The sequence below is a fragment of the Amycolatopsis sp. NPDC039088 genome (genome assembly GCF_055598845.1).
Genome location: NZ_JBVKAE010000022.1, coordinates 38,908 through 55,933 on the forward strand (window position 1 = coordinate 38,908; position 17,026 = coordinate 55,933).

General features: G+C 67.9%; 16 protein-coding genes. 13 read left to right on the top strand and 3 right to left on the bottom strand.

The window, feature by feature from the left end:
• The gene (locus ACZ7KI_RS26185) at positions 1-825 is read right to left on the bottom strand and encodes a helix-turn-helix transcriptional regulator (RefSeq protein ID WP_470275717.1); all 825 of its coding nucleotides are present in this window, start codon (positions 823-825) and stop codon (positions 1-3) included.
• Between the two features lie 108 nt (positions 826-933).
• Here ACZ7KI_RS26185 and ACZ7KI_RS26190 point away from each other — a divergent pair, with 108 nt between their 5' ends.
• Complete coding sequence (locus ACZ7KI_RS26190; protein WP_470275718.1) at positions 934-1,671, top strand: SDR family oxidoreductase; 738 nt, start codon at positions 934-936, stop codon at positions 1,669-1,671.
• A gap of 48 nt (positions 1,672-1,719) precedes the next feature.
• Here the strand turns inward: ACZ7KI_RS26190 and ACZ7KI_RS26195 are convergent, their stop codons facing one another.
• The gene (locus tag ACZ7KI_RS26195; RefSeq protein ID WP_470275719.1) at positions 1,720-2,142 is read right to left on the bottom strand and encodes a hypothetical protein; all 423 of its coding nucleotides are present in this window, start codon (positions 2,140-2,142) and stop codon (positions 1,720-1,722) included.
• A 1,424-nt stretch (positions 2,143-3,566) separates the two neighbouring features.
• On the opposite strand from ACZ7KI_RS26195, the gene ACZ7KI_RS26200 reads away from it, so the two are divergent.
• The 7 genes from ACZ7KI_RS26200 (at position 3,567) to ACZ7KI_RS26230 (ending at position 11,537) form a co-directional block, all read left to right on the top strand.
• A complete protein-coding gene (locus ACZ7KI_RS26200) occupies positions 3,567-4,067 on the top strand; it encodes a TetR/AcrR family transcriptional regulator (RefSeq protein ID WP_470275720.1) in 501 nt (166 codons plus the stop codon).
• Between the two features lie 15 nt (positions 4,068-4,082).
• Positions 4,083-4,433 carry a hypothetical protein gene (locus tag ACZ7KI_RS26205; protein ID WP_470275721.1) on the top strand — a complete coding sequence of 117 codons (351 nt, stop codon included), beginning with the start codon at positions 4,083-4,085 and terminating at the stop codon, positions 4,431-4,433.
• Between the two features lie 169 nt (positions 4,434-4,602).
• Positions 4,603-7,011, top strand: coding sequence for an ABC transporter permease subunit (locus ACZ7KI_RS26210; protein ID WP_470275722.1), 2,409 nt, complete (start codon positions 4,603-4,605; stop codon positions 7,009-7,011).
• 27 nt (positions 7,012-7,038) lie between these two features.
• Complete coding sequence (locus tag ACZ7KI_RS26215; protein WP_470275723.1) at positions 7,039-8,013, top strand: glycine betaine ABC transporter substrate-binding protein; 975 nt, start codon at positions 7,039-7,041, stop codon at positions 8,011-8,013.
• Positions 8,014-8,146: 133 nt separating this feature from the next.
• On the top strand, positions 8,147-9,061 hold the full coding sequence (locus ACZ7KI_RS26220) for a universal stress protein (protein WP_470275724.1): 915 nt from the start codon (positions 8,147-8,149) through the stop codon (positions 9,059-9,061).
• Positions 9,062-9,071: 10 nt separating this feature from the next.
• A complete protein-coding gene (locus ACZ7KI_RS26225; protein WP_470275725.1) occupies positions 9,072-9,677 on the top strand; it encodes a CBS domain-containing protein in 606 nt (201 codons plus the stop codon).
• Positions 9,678-9,815: 138 nt separating this feature from the next.
• On the top strand, positions 9,816-11,537 hold the full coding sequence (locus tag ACZ7KI_RS26230; protein ID WP_470275726.1) for a sensor histidine kinase: 1,722 nt from the start codon (positions 9,816-9,818) through the stop codon (positions 11,535-11,537).
• A gap of 3 nt (positions 11,538-11,540) precedes the next feature.
• Here ACZ7KI_RS26230 and ACZ7KI_RS26235 read toward each other — a convergent pair whose 3' ends face one another.
• Positions 11,541-12,467, bottom strand: coding sequence for an alpha/beta fold hydrolase (locus ACZ7KI_RS26235; RefSeq protein ID WP_470275727.1), 927 nt, complete (start codon positions 12,465-12,467; stop codon positions 11,541-11,543).
• A gap of 113 nt (positions 12,468-12,580) precedes the next feature.
• On the opposite strand from ACZ7KI_RS26235, the gene ACZ7KI_RS26240 reads away from it, so the two are divergent.
• From ACZ7KI_RS26240 to ACZ7KI_RS26260, 5 genes are all read left to right on the top strand, one after another.
• Positions 12,581-13,006, top strand: a complete 426-nt coding sequence (locus tag ACZ7KI_RS26240) for a winged helix-turn-helix transcriptional regulator (protein WP_470275845.1) — start codon at positions 12,581-12,583, stop codon at positions 13,004-13,006.
• 154 nt (positions 13,007-13,160) lie between these two features.
• Positions 13,161-13,604: a histone-like nucleoid-structuring protein Lsr2 gene (locus tag ACZ7KI_RS26245; protein WP_470275728.1), complete on the top strand. Its 444-nt coding sequence runs from the start codon at positions 13,161-13,163 to the stop codon at positions 13,602-13,604.
• A 146-nt stretch (positions 13,605-13,750) separates the two neighbouring features.
• Complete coding sequence (locus ACZ7KI_RS26250) at positions 13,751-15,214, top strand: HEAT repeat domain-containing protein (protein WP_470275729.1); 1,464 nt, start codon at positions 13,751-13,753, stop codon at positions 15,212-15,214.
• 240 nt (positions 15,215-15,454) lie between these two features.
• On the top strand, positions 15,455-16,243 hold the full coding sequence (locus tag ACZ7KI_RS26255) for an LLM class flavin-dependent oxidoreductase (RefSeq protein WP_470275730.1): 789 nt from the start codon (positions 15,455-15,457) through the stop codon (positions 16,241-16,243).
• Between the two features lie 241 nt (positions 16,244-16,484).
• Positions 16,485-16,958: a hypothetical protein gene (locus ACZ7KI_RS26260; RefSeq protein WP_470275731.1), complete on the top strand. Its 474-nt coding sequence runs from the start codon at positions 16,485-16,487 to the stop codon at positions 16,956-16,958.
• Positions 16,959-17,026: the final 68 nt, after the last annotated feature.

Here is a 17,026-nt window from a genome sequence, read left to right on the forward strand (position 1 = left end):
TTAGCCGTCGCGGTCCCGAGCCTTGCCGGGGTCGAGTTTCCCGCTGTCCGCGTAGATCACGAGCGTCTGCTCGGGTTGTCCGGTGACGTCGAACGCGGTGTAGGTGAACTCGACCATGTCGCGGCCCGGTGGCCTGAGTCGTTTCCGGCCGCTGTGCCGGGCCTGGACGTCGTAATGCGGCCACCAGGCACGTACTTCCGCGCTGGCCTCGTGCAGTTCGTCGATCAGTTGCGCGAACCGCCGGTCGCCGGTGTGCCTGCCGGAGAGCGTGCGCAGCCGGGCCAGCAGGCCACGTGCCTCCGGTTCCCAGTCGACGAGTACGTGCCGGGCGACTGGTTCGTTGAAGACCCACCGGGCGAAGTTCGGTCGCCGGTTTTCGGCCGTGGTGAGGTGGGGGAACAGTTCTTCGGCCGCCTGGTTGTGGCTGAGCACGTCGTAGCGGCCGTTGATGATGTACGCCGGGTGTGGCTGGAGCAGCAGCGGCACAGCGGCGACACCGGCGCTGAGCGAAGGCAGGTCGTCCACCTCGTTCCGCGGGGCACGACCGGCGAGACGGAACAGGTGGTCCCGCTCGTGCGGATCGAGCCGCAACGTCACCGCCAGTGAGGTAAGCACCTGGTCGGAGACGCCGATGTCGCGGCCCTGTTCCAGGTACGTGTACCAGGTGGCGCTGATCCCGGCCAGCAACGCGAGTTCCTCCCGGCGCAGCCCCGGTGTCCGTCGCCTGCCGGTATCGGGGAGACCGACCTCGGCCGGCGTCAGTCGCTCCCGGCGGCTACGCAGGTACAACGCCAGTTCACGACGCTCGGTCAGGGCACGGCTCATCGATGGTGGCACCTCCGGTTCCAGAATAAACGCATTCTGGATACCAGGATCAAGGTCGCCCAGACTCGGTCCAGATCATCGATGCCGAGACGGAAGTGGGCAGGAATCATGTCGGGAATCGACGGCAAGGTCGTGGCGATCACCGGGGCCGGCAGCGGAATCGGGGAGGCGACCGCGATGCTGCTCGCCGAGCGCGGCGCGCGGCTCGTGCTCGGAGCGCGCCGGTCGGACCGCCTCACCGACCTGGTGGCCAGAATCGAGCGGGCGGGCGGTGTGGCGGTGCACGCCCGGACGGACGTGACGCGGCTGGAGGACATGGAGGCGTTGATCGGCATGGCGGTCGAACGGTTCGGCCGGCTCGACGTGCTGATCAACAACGCCGGGGTCGGGCCGATCTCGCCACTGGACGATCTGCGGGTCGACGAGTGGACGCAGATGGTCGACGTCAACGTCAAAGGCGTGCTGCACGGGATCGCGGCCGCGCTGCCGGTCTTCCGGGCGCAGAACACCGGCCATTTCGTCACCACGGCCTCGACCGCGGCGTTCCGCATCGTGCCGACGATGGCTGTCTACGCGGGCACGAAGTTCGCCGTACGGGCCATTTGCGAGGGGCTGCGCCAGGAAGCGGGCGGCTCGCTGAGGGTGACGACCGTTTCACCCGGACCGGTCGACACGGCGTTCGCCGAGGCGTCGTCCAACGAGCAAGTCCGGCGGCACATCACGGAAACCCGCGATCGGATCGCGATTCCCGCGGCCGCCGTGGCCAACGCCATCGCCTTTGCGATCGGCCAACCCGCCGACGTCGACGTAAGCGAGATCGTCGTTCGGCCGACCGCTCAGGCTTGATCCGCCGCGAAGAGCGCGGTGGTCCTTCTCACGTCAGGTGAAAGCGGATCACGCGGGGCTCCAGCGGGTGCAGAACCACACGTTCGATTTCTGGCAGACGCGGTAAGAGACGATCGGATTGGACGAGGATCCCCCAATGACGGCGCTGCAACCCTTGTCGCTGCCGTTCGCGTCATCCACGTGCCCCGGCGTGCCGTTGCGGAGCGTGAACTCGGTGCGGACGCCGATCCCGTCGCTGTAGGTGTCGCAGGAGTAGGCGCGGGTGTGGTTGTTCGTGATGCCCCCATAGCCGCACTGCGAGGCCAACTGGGGGTAGACCCCACAATGGTTCACGGGCACCGACGCGTCGTGTGCGGACGCCGCCGGTGCCGCGAGCACAGTGCCGCCGCAGGCCGCGGCCAGCACGGCCGCTCCCATGAATACCTTGCGGATCCGCACTGCTGTGCTCATCTTCGACTTCGCTTTCTGCATTGTCACTCCTTGCTGATCGTGGTCTCTGATTCGTCACGACCGGCGATCCCCAGTCGACCTCGCCGTGTGACACTTTGACTGCAACTGTCACATCAGCTTGGCAGGGTAGATCCACTTCGTCAAGGGGCTGGATATCGAGGCTGAGATGAGGCAAAGGTGGCGCTCTTGACTGTCCACAAGGGACACTATTTGAGACCAAGGCGCCTGGTTTGGGAGGTTTGCACGGTTTCGGGAGGGGGTCGTGAGTGATTTGGGTCGTTCTATTGAGGGGGCTTATCGAAGTACATGAAGGTCCCCTTCCTTGGCGCCTAGCGCAGGGTTCCGGCGAAGTCGCATAAGTGCTGGTCGGCTGCACCTCTATAGCGGGACAAGACGAACGCGTCGTGGTGGACACGGCGGGAGCGGGCCCACGCAAGGGGCCTCACCCGGGTCCGGACTGTCCATAAGGGTCACTTTCCGAGACAGAAATGCCCGATTTGGGCATCTTGCACGGTTTCGCGAGGGGGTCAAGTGGGTGGTTTCGCGTGGCTGGATGGATGGCGCGTGTGATCAGACGGAGGACACGTGTGACTGGATGGATGACACGCGGGAGCGGCAGGTTGCGTCGCGTGTTCTCCGTTCACTCACGCGTGCCCTCCGTCGGATCACGCGTGCCGCCCGATGGTAGGTACCTAAGACACCAGTGGCCCTCACCCCGAATCGCCACTCACGCCATTCCTCCGAAACCCCCACCTGTAGCCCCGCGGCATCCAGAATCAGGCCTGCCCTACCTCGACTCGCCCCTGATCAACGGAAGATCAGGGACATTGAGCGTCCCCGATCTTCCGTTGATCAAGCTCTACCTCGACTGCGCCGGGACCCTGGCGCCTAGGTACAGGAAGGGGGCCTTCATGTACTTCACGACCGGTCGCCCGAGGTCACGGCCGTCCCACTGTCACCAAGGATCACATCCGACGGTAGTGAAAGCCTCCTTCGCTACCGGCGGAGTAGGCAAGGAGGCCTTCACTACCAGAAGAACACGTGCACAGGAGCGACACCGGCCCCACACCACGACACGTTTGCCTTTCCCCTCAATAACCCTCGTTAACACTCATGACCCCTTGCAGAACCGCGCATAGAGACATCAATCGGACACGTGCTCGCGCGGAGCTGTCCCTTGTGGACACTGAAGCCGGTCGACGTCCCGGAAGTTGAAGGGATCAGGAAGGAGGTCTTCGCGGACTTTCCTGACTTGAGGCTGCGGGTGAGGAGAGGGCTGGGTTGGTCCCGCGGCGTGTCGTCCAGCCAGGTACGCGTGTCGTCCATCGGCGACCGGATGTCTGGTCGCCAGGTGGAGTCCTTTGTGGACACTCGGTAGCGGCCGACGGCCAGTTTAGGAACGGTCGTTCTTGACTGATCGTTCCTTAATGCTCTACGGTCGGGTCATGGGCAGGCCAAGAGCGTTCGACGAGGAGAAGGCGGTGCGCGCCGCCGTGGGATTGTTCGGTGGCCGCGCGTACGACGGGGTGTCCATCGACGATCTCGTCACCCATCTCGGCGTGCACCGCAACAGCCTCTACAAGACGTTCGGCAGCAAGCGCGGCCTCTATCTGGTCGCCCTGCGCCGCCATCTCGCCGCCGACGTCCGCCCCTTGACCGAAGCGCTCGCCGCGGTGACGGATGCCGCGACCGCGTTGCGGCTGGTCACCTCCGCCGACCTCGGGCTGCTGTTGCTCGCGGCGGTCGAACGGGCACCGGTCGACGACGAGGTCGCTGCCGAGGTGGCGGCCGCGTTCGCCTCCGTCGATCAGGCGATCGCCGCCGCGCTCGGCATTCCCATCGCCCTGGCCGCCGCCCTCACGTCCGCCGCACTGGGCATCCTCCTGCGCGGCAATCCCGACGGCGTCGGCACCGCGCTGACCCGACGACTCGATCCTCTTGACTGAAAAGGAAAAACCGACATGGCACTGGTCCACATCGACGGCAACGACCTCGTCGTCGTGATCGAGGGTCTCGACAAGCTCTGGGCCTTCAAGAGCAGCCTGACCATCCCGCTGGCCAACGTCCGCGGCGCGACCGAGGACCCCGGTATCGCCGCCGATCCCAAGGGAATCCGGGCGCCGGGCGCCCACCTGCCCGGCGTGATCACGGCGGGCACGTTCCACCTCGACGGCGAGAAGATCTTCTGGGACGTCAAGGATCCGTCGAAGGCCGTCGTGATCGAACTCGCCGACGAGCGCTACGCCCGTCTGGTCCTCCAAGTCGACGACCCTCGCGCGACCGTCGCGCTGGTCGAGAACGCTCTCCACTGAAAGAGGCCGGCACCGGATCTTTCCGCCGAGCGGTGGACAGGAGCCCTGCGGACGTGTTGGGCTGAGACACGGCCGAGCCCTGGCGGGGTCGGCCGCTTTCTGCCCTGCGACGTCGAGGAGCGGCACCCTGAGCCTGTCGGAGTACCTCCGAGAGAACTGGATCGACGTCGTGAACGACGCGATCCTGCACGTGGATCTGACCCTGGCGGCGATGGCACTTGCCGTGCTGGTCGGAATGACGATCGGTCTGCTCACCTACCGGCGCCGGTGGCTCGGCGCGATGGCGACCACGACGACGGCGGCTTTCCTGACCATCCCGTCGATCGCGCTGCTGGGCATCCTGATCGGCCCGTTCGGGCTGGGGTTGACCAATGTCCTGTGCGCGCTGGTGCTCTACGCCCTTCTGCCGATCACGCGCAACACGATCGTCGGGCTCCGTGGCGTCGATCCGGCCGTGGTGGACGCGGCGCGCGGGATGGGGTTCGGCCGCGCGAGGCTGCTGTTTCGCGTACGCCTGCCGCTTGCCTGGCCGGTGATCCTTTCCGGCATCCGGGTCTCGACGCAGATCACGATCGGTATCGCGGCCATCGGCGCGTATGTCAAGGGCCCCGGCCTCGGCAACGAGATCTTCGACGGGCTCGGCCGGTTCGGCTCGGTCAACTCGCTGAACCAGGTCCTCACCGGAACGCTCGGGATCATGGTGCTGGCGTTGCTGTTCGACCTGGCTTTCGTGGTGGTCGGCAAGCTGACCACACGGCGGCGTCTCCGTGCCCGCCGAGCGGCGGCTTCGGCGACGGCCGGGGGAGCGGCCGGAATGGGCGGTGAGACGATCGAGCTGCGGGACGTCAGCAAGCGCTACCCCGGACGAGCGGTACCGGCGGTCGAAAACCTGACGATGCGCATCCCCGCGGGCGAAATCGTGGTGCTGACCGGTCCGTCGGGGTGCGGCAAGACGACGACCATGCGGATGATCAACCGGCTCGTGGAGCCCACCGCCGGCGTCGTCACGATCGGCGGCACCGACGTTTCGGCGCTCGACCTCGACGAACACCGGCGCAACACCGGCTACGTCATCCAGCAGGTCGGGCTCTTCCCGCAGCTGCGAGTGGACGCCAACATCGGTGTGGTGCCGCGGCTGCTCGGCTGGACCCGGCGACGTATCGCCGACCGCGTGCGCGAGTTGCTCGACGTCGTCGGCTTGACCCGCGAGCACGGCGTCCGGTATCCGCGTGAGCTTTCCGGTGGTCAGCAGCAGCGCGCCGGGGTGGCGCGGGCGATGGCCGCGGACCCGCCCGTCATGCTGATGGACGAGCCGTTCGGCTCCACCGACCCGATCACGCGCGCCCGGCTGCAGGACGAATTGCTTCGCCTGCAACGGGAAGTGCGGAAGACGATCGTGTTCGTCACGCACGACTTCGACGAGGCGCTGAAGGTCGGCGATCGGATCGCCGTGCTGCGGCCGCGGTCGGTGATCGCTCAGTACGACACGCCCCAGGCGATCCTCGCCGCGCCGGCGGACGACTACGTCGCGAGTTTCGTCGGCTCGAAGCGGAACCTGAAGCGGCTCGCGCTGATCCGGGCGGGTGACCTGGACCTCCGGCCGGCGGCCGGGCCGGACGGCCTGCCGCCGGTCCGGCCTGACGCCACCCTGCGGGACGTCTTGGACGTGATGGTGCGGACCGGCAGCACCACGGTCGTGGTTACCGAGGACAGCACCGCGAAGCCATTGGGGGTGTGCGATGTGGCCGGCCTCGTCGCGGCGCTCAGGCCTACCGAAGAGGGGCCCGCCGAGGAGGCACCCGCGTCCGCGGTCCCGGACGCGAAGGAGGCTCCTGTCACGGTGCCCGCGCGGCCTCGCCGCCGCCGGCTCGGGCTGCTGGTGCGCCCGGTTCTGCTGACCCTCGTCGTGCTGACGCTCTTCATGATCGTGCGTGCGCACCCGATCGACTCGATCGAACAGCGCTTTCTCAACGCCGGCGAGATCTTCACCGAACTGGGCGCGCATCTGCGGCTCACCGTGATCTCGACGGCGTGCACGATCGCCATCGCCCTCCCGCTCGGCATCCTGCTCACCCGCGCCGGCGCCCGCTGGGCCCGGCCCATCGGGCTGGGGCTGGGCAACCTCGGCCAGGCGATCCCGTCGATCGGGCTCGTCGTGCTGCTCGCGCTCTGGATGGGCACGGGCACCGCGACAGCGGTGACGGCACTCGTCGTCTACGCGACCTTGCCGGTGCTTCGCAACACGATCGTCGGGCTCGACGGCGTCGACCCGACGCTCGTCGACGCCGCGCGCGGCATGGGCATGGGCAAGACGGCCATCCTGTGGCGGATCGAACTGCCGCTGGCGGTCCCGGTGATTCTCGCGGGGATCCGGACCGCGCTGGTGCTCACCGTCGCGAGCGCGACGCTGGCGACGTTCATCGACGGCGGTGGTCTAGGTGGCGGGCTGGTCGCCGGCATCGGACTCTACCGCCCGATCCTGAGCTTGACCTTCGGCATCATCGTCGCCGTACTGGCGCTCTTCGTCGACTGGCTGGGGCTGGTCGCCGAGGAGTTCCTGCATCCGCGCGGCATGTAGCTCCACCGACTTCAAGGAGGACCAACCATGCGGATGCTCCAGCGCACGACCGCCGCCGCGCTCGCGTTCGTCGCGGCAGCGGCGCTCACGGCAGGCTGCACGATCGGCAAGGACGAGACCGCCGCCCAGGTGGGCGCAGGATCCATCAAGAAGATCGACGCGCTGAACGGTGCCCAGATCCGCGTCAGTTCCAAGGAGTTCGACGAGCAGCTGCTGCTCGGCCAGATCGCCCTGGTCGCACTGCAAGCGGCCGGGGCGAGCCCGCAGGACAAGACCAACATCACCGGCTCCAGCAACGTCCGCCAAGCGCTCACCAGCGGCGCGGTCGATCTGTATTGGGAATACACCGGCACCGCGTGGATCAGCTACCTCAACCAGACCAAGCCGATCAGCGACCCGCAGGCGCAGTACGACGCGGTCAAACAAGCCGACACCGCCAACGGTGTCACCTGGTGGGCACGCTCGCCTGCCAACGACACCTACGCCCTCGCCGGCAACCCGGCGACACTGGCCCGGACCGGCGTCAAGACGCTGTCCGACTACGCGGCCCTGGTGAAGCGGGACCCGGCCGCGGCCTCGACCTGTATGGGCCCGGAGTTCAAGAGCCGGGACGACGGGTTCCCCGGCCTGGCGAAGGCCTACGGGTTCGCCCTGCCCGACCCGCAGCTGCACCTGCTCAACGACGCCGTCGTCTACCCGAGCGTCGGCAAGGGAGAACCCTGCGGTTTCGGCTCGGTCGCCTCCACCGACGGGCGGGTGGCCGCGCAGCACCTCACGGTGCTCGAGGACGACAAGCACTTCTTCCCGACGTACAACCCCGCGATCACGATCGCCACTCCGCTTGCCCAGAAATATCCGCAGCTGGAGCAGGTCTTCACGCCGATCGCCGAGAAGCTCGACACCGCTACGCTCACGGAGCTGAACAAAAAGGTCAGCGTCGACGGCCAGAAGTCCGCCACGGTCGCCCGGGACTGGCTCAAGTCGGCGGGCTTCATCAGCTGAACCGACTGCGGCGTCTGACCAAGCCGGGACTGTGGGCCCGGCCCGCCGGGACTTCGGTCTCTCCTCTTGAACTCCTTACTGGTCGAAGCTGGAAGAGAACCAGACGGGAGAACGAAATGAGAGGTGAGCGGTCATGCCGAGCGTGACTGAAGGCGCGGTCGTCGTGGGGATCGACGGCTCGGGGTCCGCCAGGCGGGCCGCGGTGTGGGCGGCGGCCGAGGCGATCACGAGGGGGAAGCGGCTGCGGTTGGTCCACGTGTACGCGGTCCCTCAAGTGAGGATGCCCGCGGTGGTGCCGTCCGCGGAGGCGCTCCGGTCGGCGTTCGAGGCACGGGGAGCGCAATGGCTCGCCGAAGCCTGTGACGCGGTGGCGGAGCGTTACCCGGATCTGATCGTCGAGTCCGCCGCGCGGGAATGGGCCACGGTGACCGCGCTGATCCAGGAGTCGCGGACGGCGAGCCTGATCGTGCTGGGTTCCCGCGGTCTCGGTGGTTTCACCGGTCTGCTCGTCGGTTCGACGGCGGTGGCGTTGGCGCAGCACGGGCAGTGCCCGATCGTCGTCGCGAGGGGGAAACACCCGGAAGACGTCCCGCCGGAGACCGGCCCCGTCGTCGCGGGGACGGACGGCTCCGAGTCGAGCGACGCGGCCTTGGCCTTCGCTTTCGACGAAGCGTCGCTCCGCGGCACGGATCTGCTCGTGGTCAGGGTGTGGAACGAGGTCACCGACCACGAAGCGGTCAGGGCGCACGCCTTGACGGTGAACCCGGACGCGATCGAGTCGGCGGAGCGGCAGGCGTTGGACGAACAACTCGCGCCTTGGCGTTCCAAGTACCCGGACCTTGCCGTGGAGACGGTGGTCGTCCGCGGCCGTCCGGTCCGCGCGCTACTCGGCTTCGGCGAACGTGCGCAGCTGGTCGTCGTCGGGTCGCGAGGCCGCGGCGGATTCCAGGGAATGCTGCTCGGCTCGACGAGCCAGGCGCTCGTCTCGCATTCGGAATGCCCGGTGGCGGTCGTTCGACCGGCTTCGACAGGACGGGATAGCGAGTGAGGAACTCAGCATGCGAGCACGGGACCTGATGTCCGCCCCGGTCGTCACGGTGACGCCAGGGACGACCGCGAAACACGCCGCCGAATTGCTGGCGGAGAAGGGATTCACCGCGTTGCCGGTGATCGACGACGACGACCGGCTGGTCGGCATCGTGACCGAGGCCGATCTGATCAGGAACCGGTTCCCGCACGACGTCCGCTCCGGCCCCGACCACGAAACGCGTCCGAGACCGGGACTGACGGTCGCTCAGGTGATGACGACACCGGCCACGGGGATGAGCACCGGCGCGGACGCCGCCGACGTCGGCAGGGCTTTGCTCGACGGACGTATCCGGGCGATGCCCATCGTGGACGGTTCGAAGGTGGTCGGGATCCTCACGCGAGGTGACTTCGTGCGCGCCTTCGCCCGTTCCGACGAGGTGATCGCGGCGGACGTCCGTCATCACTTGGCGATCTACGGCGGACCGGACCGGTGGACGGTCGAAGCACAAGACGGCGTCGTGCGGGTGGGCGACGCCTACGACAGCGACACCGATCGGCACGTGGCCAAACTACTGGCCGAGGCGGTTCCCGGTGTGGTGGAAGCGAAAGTGCTCTTTCTGGAGGACGGACGATGAACACGGCGGACCGGATCGGCCCACCCCCGCGAAGAGCTCGAGGTCGCCTCCCTTGGCAGGAGCGCCCGATGGTGAAACGCTGAAGCCGTTCGGGGCGATTGAGACTCGTCATCGTGCCGACGCGGGAGGAGTAATCGAATGCCGGCGGAGCGAGGTGCGGCAGACGAGACGCCACCGAGCGCGGCGGTATTGACCGGGCTACGCCTCGACGAACTGCTCCACGAGGTCCAGGAGCGGTTATCGGAGATCGTCAAGACCCGGGATCGGCTCCAAGGTCTGCTCGACGCGGTCCTGGCCGTGGCGACCGGGCTGGAGCTCGATTCGACCCTGCAGAGGATCGTGGAGGCGGCGGTCGAGCTGGTCGACGCCCGGTACGGCGCGCTTGGCGTGCTCGGCGACGAAGAAGGGCTCTCGGAGTTCGTCCACGAGGGCATCGACGCGGAAACCCGGTCCCATATGGGGCATCTGCCTGAAGGCCGGGGCTTGCTCGGGCTGCTCATCGCGGAGCCCCATCCCGTCCGGGTCCCGGATCTGAAACTACATCCGGCTTCGGTCGGGTTCCCGGCGAACCATCCGCCGATGCATAGTTTTCTGGGTGTTCCGGTGCGTGTCCGTGACGAGGTTTTCGGCAACCTGTACATGACGGAGAAACGAGGGGCCGCCGAATTCACCGCCGATGACGAGGTCGTCCTGCAGGCACTCGCCGCGGCCGCCGGTGTCGCCATCGACAACGCCCGGCTGTTCGAACGATCACGGACGCGGGAACGCTGGCTCGAAGCGGTCGCGGAGGTCAACGGTGAACTCCTCGGAGGTGCTTCGGTCACCGACACGCTGAACCTGATCGCGACCAGGGTTCGCGAACTTTCCGCAGCCGATGAGGTGTTGATCCTGTTGTCCGGGGGCGCCGGGCAGGCGCTGACCGTGAGCGTCGTCGCGGGGGAGCGGACGAACGCCCTCACCGGATCTTCGATGACCGGAGGGCATCCCGCGATGGGTGAGGTGCTCGAATCCGGCAGGCCCAGGCTCGTCCCTGATCTGGGTACGGTCTCCCAGGGACAGGCCGAGCCCGCTTTCGACGGTCTCGGACCGGCCGCCGTGATCCCGTTGAACAGCACTTCCGGTGTCGGAGGGGTCCTCGTCACGGGGAGGGACAAGGGCTCCCCGCAATACAAGGCCGATCAGCTTCCCATGCTGTCGTCGTTCGCCGATCAGGCCGCGCTGGCACTGGAGTTCGGCGAGAAACAGCGTAATCAGCGGCTTTTGGACGTGCTCGCCGATCGGGACAGGATCGCCCAGGATCTGCACGACCACGTCATCCAGCGGATGTTCGCCACCGGGATGAGCCTGCAGAGCATCGTGCCCCGGGTACCCGACACGTTGGCGAGGGACAGGGTGACGCAGGCGGTGGAACAACTGGATCGCACGGTCCGCGAGATCAGGACGTCCATCTTCGATCTGCACACCTCGGGCTCGGACGCCTCGAAGAGCCTGCGCCGCCTGCTGCTCGACGCTGTCACGGAGTTGACGACCGAGAGCACGCTCACCCCTTCGGTCCGGATCGCCGGGGCCGTCGACACGCTCGTGCCGCAGACACTGCACGAACACGCCGAGGCGGTGGTTCGTGAGGCGCTCAGCAACGCCGTCCGGCACTCCGGGGCCGACGAGATCACGATCAACGTCGAGGCCGACCGGGAGCTGACCATCGAGGTGTCCGACAACGGCATCGGCATCCCCCGGACGGGCAGGCGCAGCGGACTGGCGAACCTCGCCCACCGAGCGGAGATGTGTGGCGGAGAGGCGGAGTTCGGAGACCGTGACGGCGGCGGCGCACGAGTGCTCTGGCGCGTTCCGCTGACCTAGCGGTCACCGCTGGGGCTCCTTCGTCCGTTTTGACGACGGCGCTTGAGGCCCACGCTCGGCGGCAAGGAAAGGTGTCAGAAGGCGAAGCAGTTCCTGGGGCCGGTCCAGCGGAATGATGTGGCCGCAATCCTGAACGAGGTGACCGGTGAGGTCGTCGGTGACGGGGCGCAACTGCTGTTCCAGTGCGCGGCCGACCGGGTGGGCGCCGATCGCCATGGTGGGCACCGTGAGCCGGCTGCCTGCCGTGGCTTCGCTGATTTGACGCGCGCTGGTCGGCAGCGCGCGGTAGTAGGAGAAGGCGCAGCGCAGGGCGTCGTGTCCGGTGTAGGCACTGACGAAGGCATCGCGGATATCCGGTGGTACACCGCGACCTTGGGTGCCTGCGGCGAGGAACCAGTCGAGGTACTCAGCCTCGTGTCCGATCAGGACTGTTTCGGCCAGACCGGGAACGGCGTGGAACCCGAACCACCACGGCGGACCGTCGGCGAGGAAGTCCTCGGCGCCGGGCAGCCGACCCAGCAGGGACTCCATCACGACGAGTCGTCGCACCAGGTCCGGCCGTCGCATGGCGAGCAGGAAGGCGGCCGGGGTGCCGGCGTCGATGGCGACCACGGCCGCGGTGGGTTCGGCCAGTGCGTCGAGGATTCCTTCGGCATCGGCGGCCAGTGTGCCCGCGTCGTAGCCCTCCGCCGCTCGCGTGCTCGCCCCGAGCCCGCGCAGGTCTGGGGCGATGACCCGGTGGTGCTCGGCGAGCGGGCCGATGATCTCGGTCCAGAGCCGCCAGGTGTGCGGGAAGCCGTGCAGCAGCAGGACCGCCGGCCCGGTGCCGGTGACAGCCACGTCGGCTTGGATGCCGTTGGTGGTGATCCGCCGTAGCACGATGTCGGCCTCGTGCCGTGGAGGAGTGGTTGCGGGTGGTGTGCCGGGCACGGTGCCTCCGAGGTGGTTACCATTGGTTACCAGAAAACGATAGGTAACTTCATTCGTGCCGCCAAGACGGCACCTTCCCCACAGGTGGTGAGCTCCAGGTGACCTCCCGGCCGATGCGTTCGGCGGAAAGCGGTCGCGGTGACTTGTTCGATCCCGAGTGCCCGACCCGACGGCTGCTGGACCGCATCGGCACGAAATGGACGTCGATGGCGGTCAAGGTCCTCGCGGAGGCGGCCCCGCACGAGGTGCGATTCGCCGAGTTGCGGCGACGGATGCCCGGTGTCTCACAGAAGATGCTGTCGGTGACCCTGCACAGCTTGACCCGCGACGGCCTCGTCGCCCGCCGGGTGGAGCCCACCGTGCCACCACGCGTGCATTACCGGCTCACCGATCTGGGCTCGTCGCTCGAGATCCCGCTGGCGGCGCTCCGGGCATGGGCCGAAGACCACATGGCCCAGATCGATCGGGCCAACGCGATCAGCGATGCCCAAGCCGGCCCGCCGAAAGACGGTGAGGTTTCGTCCGCGAAACGACGTTGATCCGCGGGTGGTCACGCGGCTCTCCGTATCTGACCTAAAAGGACGGTTACGGGTAGTAGATCCGCCGCCGTGACGCCGGTGAGGGGTGCGGTTAGGCTCCGGGAAGTTCGGCGACGCGTAGGGGCGTCGCTCGATGTGTTGAAAGGCTGTATTGATGGCTCAAAAAGTCAGTGTCGAGATCATCGATGACCTCGATGGCGGTGAGGCGACCCAGACGGTGCCCTTCGGGCTCGACGGCGTGCAATATGAGATCGACCTCTCCGACGAGAACGCTCAGGCGCTGCGTGATGAGCTGGAGCGTTACGTCGCGGCGGGTACCCGCACGGGCGGACGCAAGCTCCGCGTCGCGGCAGGCCAGTCCACGGCTGGACACAACCGCGCGACGACAACGACGGACCGTGAGCGTAACCAGCAAGTCCGCGCATGGGCGTCGGCGAACGGCTACGCGATCGCCGAACGTGGGCGTATTCCCAACGAGATCTATGAAGCGTTCGACAACGCCGGACCGCTCGAAGACGTGAAACCGGAACCGGTGGAGGAGACATCCGCAAAGCCGGTACGCAAGCGCGCGCCGCGAAAGAAGAAGACGGATAGCTGACAGCTACGCGGAAACGACGAAGAGCGCTGATCGATCCGATCGGCGCTCTTCGCTCCAGAGGATCTTCCCGTCTTTCCTGTTGAGGCAGCCGACCTCGCCGGCCGCATGGCCGAATCTCGGTGGCGCGGTTCGGCATACTGAATGTCATGCACGAACATCGGGATCCGGACACCGCCTTCGGGGATGTGTTGGTCGCCCGGCTGGCCGAGCTCGAACCGACCGATCCAGAATGCTGGCAGGCGGCGCACAGCGAGGCGCGCGAGGCGCTCCGTCAGCACGCGCACGCGATAGTGTCCGATCCGGCCGGGGCGGCCTGGCTGGCCACTCTGGCGGCCCATCCGAGCAGCTGGGTTCGCGCCGTCGCCGTCGGAGCCCTCGGTTCCGGCCACGATCCCGCCCATCAGCCGATCGTCGTGCAGGCTCTGTCCGACCCCGGCTCCAACGTCGTGTATGCCGCCTTGGCGGGCCTCACCGCGCAGTCCTCGGACGAGGCGTTCGACCTGCTGGTGACGCTGCTGAACGAGACGGATCGCGACTGGCCCTGGCCCACCCGTGAAGTCGCCAAGCGCATCGCCGAGACCAGTGACCCGAGACGGCTGGACGTCCTGGCCGACGCACTGGGATGGGTACAGGACGGTGCAGAACACGACATCACCCGCGTACTGAGCCGAGCCGGCGACCTTCGGGTCGCTCCGGTGCTGATCGAGCACCTCCGCCACCGCCGCCCGGGGCGCTTCGCGGCGGCGGAAGTGCTCGGCAACCTGCGCGTCGCCGAGGCGACCGGCCCGCTCATCGATGTCCTGTGCGAATCCGACGGCGTCCAGGCGCTGCTCGTGATGGAAGCGCTGGGCAAGCTCGAAGCGCTGGAGGCCGCACCGGCGCTCGTGCTGCTGCTCGACCACAGTTCGTCCGACGTTCGCGAGGGTGCTCTGCTGGCACTGAACCGGATCGGCGGGCCGCTGGCGACGCCCGCCGCCCTCAAGGCCGCCGACGACGGCCACCCCGCTGTCCGTGCTCGGGCCCTCTGTGTGCTGGCCAAGCACGGCGATCACCGCGCTCTCGGCCGATTGGCCGCCGCCTGCGACGGTTGGCACGTCCACACCGCCCTCACCGGCCTGGTTCGCCTGGCCGACATCACGGTCGCGCCCACCGTGGTGCAGGTGCTGCGGACCACCAACGAGCGGCGTGTCCGCAAGCTCGCCGGACGAATCCTCGCCCGTATCGGCACAGAGCACTACCTGTCCGGATACGATCCCGACCCCCTCGTCCGCCGCGTCCTCGTCTGGGTGATCGGCCGACAACCCGACCCGGGCTATCTCGGCACGCTGGCCGACGCGCTCAAGGACGAGGACGAGTTGGTCCGGTCCCGCGCAGCCGCGGCACTCGGGCGGATCACCCACGAGAAGACGCTTCCGCTGCTGACCGAGGCCCTACGCGACCCCAGGCCACGCGTCCGGGCGAACGCCGCGACCGCTCTGGGCCGAATCGCTCCCGACGGCCTGCGTTCCCTCCTCGCCGACGCCTTGGCCGACCCGTACCCGGCCGTCCGGTCCGCCGCTGCCGCGGCACTGCGAGCGACTGCCCGTCGACTGTCCCCTGTGGACGATTAGCTCGGCCCGCCGGTTCGTCGGAATCAGTGTGGTGTGCTCGCTGGAATCCAGACGATGTCGTCCAGATCATGGCGGTGCTCGCCGCACCGGCGCCGCAGTTTTCCTGAAGCGATGTCAGCGCGCGCCGACATAGGGCACGTCTTCACGTCCTGCGGCCACAGGTTCCATGATTTCGTCAAGCAGGGACGGTGAGGTGATCACCCGGCGGCGCAGTGCAGAGGTGGGACTAGCGTGGAGGCCATGGCTGAGGTACGTGTTGGTGTGGTGTTCCGTCCGCAATTGCCGCCGGAGGAGCTGCGGGAGACCGTCGCCGCGGCGGACGAGGCCGGTATCGACGAGTTGTGGCTGTGGGAGGACTGCTTCCTCGAAGGTGGTCTCACCAGTGCCGCGGCCGCGTTGGCGTGGAGCGAGCGGCTCACCGTCGGGATCGGCCTGATGCCGGTGCCGCTGCGCAATCCGGCCGTGGCCGCCATGGAGATCGCGACGCTGGCGCGGATGTTCCCCGGCCGGTTCGTCCCGACTGTCGGGCACGGGGTGCTCGACTGGATGGGGCAGGTGGGCGCCCGGGTCGCGTCGCCGATGACCTTGTTGCGTGAGCACGCCGGCGCCGTCCGGCTGCTGCTGCACGGCGAGACGGTCAGCGTGACCGGGCGCTATGTGAACCTCGACGCGGTGGCGCTGGACTGGCCGCCGGTGCAGGTCCCGCCGCTCATCATCGGCGGGCGGGGGCCGAAGACCGTCGCGCTGGCGGGCGAGGTGGGCGACGGCGTGCTTTTGGACGCCTTGCTCGTCAACCCGGACTACGTCGCTTCGGAGGCCGCACGGGTCGCCGAGGCCGCACAGGCCGCGGGACGGCCGGCGCCGAAGGTCGTCGTTTTCGCAGAGATCGAACCGAACATACCTGCCCTTGGCGACCGTGCCCGTGATCTGATCGGCGAGCTGGCCGCCGCCGGAGCCACCTCCGTCATCTTGCAATGCACGTCGCAGCACCCGGATCCGGGCCCGCTCATCGCCGCGCTGTCCCGCTGAGGATGTCGAGTACGCCCACAGGCTCACCGACAGCGGCGTCCCCTGCGAGCTCCACGTCGTCCCCGGCGCGTTCCACGGCTTCGACGCCGTATTTCCCAAAGCCGAGGTCTCCCGCCGGTTCTGGCGCCTGCAAGCACAAGCGCTCGACAGCGCGCCAGTCGTCACACCCTGAGGCGCCGAGGACGACCGCTCACAATGACCACCCTTAAACTTCCGCTGTTTCGTCCACTGTGGGAGAGCGGTGACCGCGGTTCGTACGCGTCTGGGAACATTGGTGCGGTTCGGCGAGCTGCCACCGATCAGCAGGCTCCTGGTCCTCACCCAGTTGTTGTTCAACATCGGCTTCTTCCTTGTCGTGCCGTACCTGGCCGGGCATCTCGTCGACGACCTGGCCCTCGCGGGCTGGCTCGTCGGCCTCGATCTCGGTCTGCGGACCTTCCGCCAGCAAGGCCTGTTCCTCGTCGGCGGCCTGCTCACCGACAGATTCGGCGCGAAGCCGGTGATCCTCGCCGGTTGCGTCGTGCGGACCGCCGGTTTTCTGACGCTGGCCTGGGCGGAAACCCTGCCCGGCGTGCTGGCGGGCGTGGTGCTCACCGGGTTCGCGGGTGCCTTGTTCTCCCGGCCGTCGAGGCGTCGCTCGCTCGCGAGGCGGACGTGGCACAGCGGACGACCTCGTTCGCGATGCTCGCCATCTGCGGCGAGATCGGCACGGTGACCGGTCCGCTGCTCGGTGCGCTGGTACTCAAGGACTTCTCGTTCGCGTGCGTCGTCGCGGCCGGGTTG

What these genes read in the sequence shown, in the direction of transcription:
- ACZ7KI_RS26185 (WP_470275717.1), bottom strand. Translation starts at nt 825, where the DNA reads ATGAGCCGTGCCCTGACCGAGCGTCGTGAACTGGCGTTGTACCTGCGT.
- ACZ7KI_RS26190 (WP_470275718.1), top strand. Translation starts at nt 934, where the DNA reads ATGTCGGGAATCGACGGCAAGGTCGTGGCGATCACCGGGGCCGGCAGC.
- ACZ7KI_RS26195 (WP_470275719.1), bottom strand. Translation starts at nt 2,142, where the DNA reads ATGCAGAAAGCGAAGTCGAAGATGAGCACAGCAGTGCGGATCCGCAAG.
- ACZ7KI_RS26200 (WP_470275720.1), top strand. Translation starts at nt 3,567, where the DNA reads ATGGGCAGGCCAAGAGCGTTCGACGAGGAGAAGGCGGTGCGCGCCGCC.
- ACZ7KI_RS26205 (WP_470275721.1), top strand. Translation starts at nt 4,083, where the DNA reads ATGGCACTGGTCCACATCGACGGCAACGACCTCGTCGTCGTGATCGAG.
- ACZ7KI_RS26215 (WP_470275723.1), top strand. Translation starts at nt 7,039, where the DNA reads ATGCGGATGCTCCAGCGCACGACCGCCGCCGCGCTCGCGTTCGTCGCG.
- ACZ7KI_RS26220 (WP_470275724.1), top strand. Translation starts at nt 8,147, where the DNA reads ATGCCGAGCGTGACTGAAGGCGCGGTCGTCGTGGGGATCGACGGCTCG.
- ACZ7KI_RS26225 (WP_470275725.1), top strand. Translation starts at nt 9,072, where the DNA reads ATGCGAGCACGGGACCTGATGTCCGCCCCGGTCGTCACGGTGACGCCA.
- ACZ7KI_RS26230 (WP_470275726.1), top strand. Translation starts at nt 9,816, where the DNA reads ATGCCGGCGGAGCGAGGTGCGGCAGACGAGACGCCACCGAGCGCGGCG.
- ACZ7KI_RS26240 (WP_470275845.1), top strand. Translation starts at nt 12,581, where the DNA reads ATGCGTTCGGCGGAAAGCGGTCGCGGTGACTTGTTCGATCCCGAGTGC.
- ACZ7KI_RS26245 (WP_470275728.1), top strand. Translation starts at nt 13,161, where the DNA reads ATGGCTCAAAAAGTCAGTGTCGAGATCATCGATGACCTCGATGGCGGT.
- ACZ7KI_RS26250 (WP_470275729.1), top strand. Translation starts at nt 13,751, where the DNA reads ATGCACGAACATCGGGATCCGGACACCGCCTTCGGGGATGTGTTGGTC.
- ACZ7KI_RS26255 (WP_470275730.1), top strand. Translation starts at nt 15,455, where the DNA reads ATGGCTGAGGTACGTGTTGGTGTGGTGTTCCGTCCGCAATTGCCGCCG.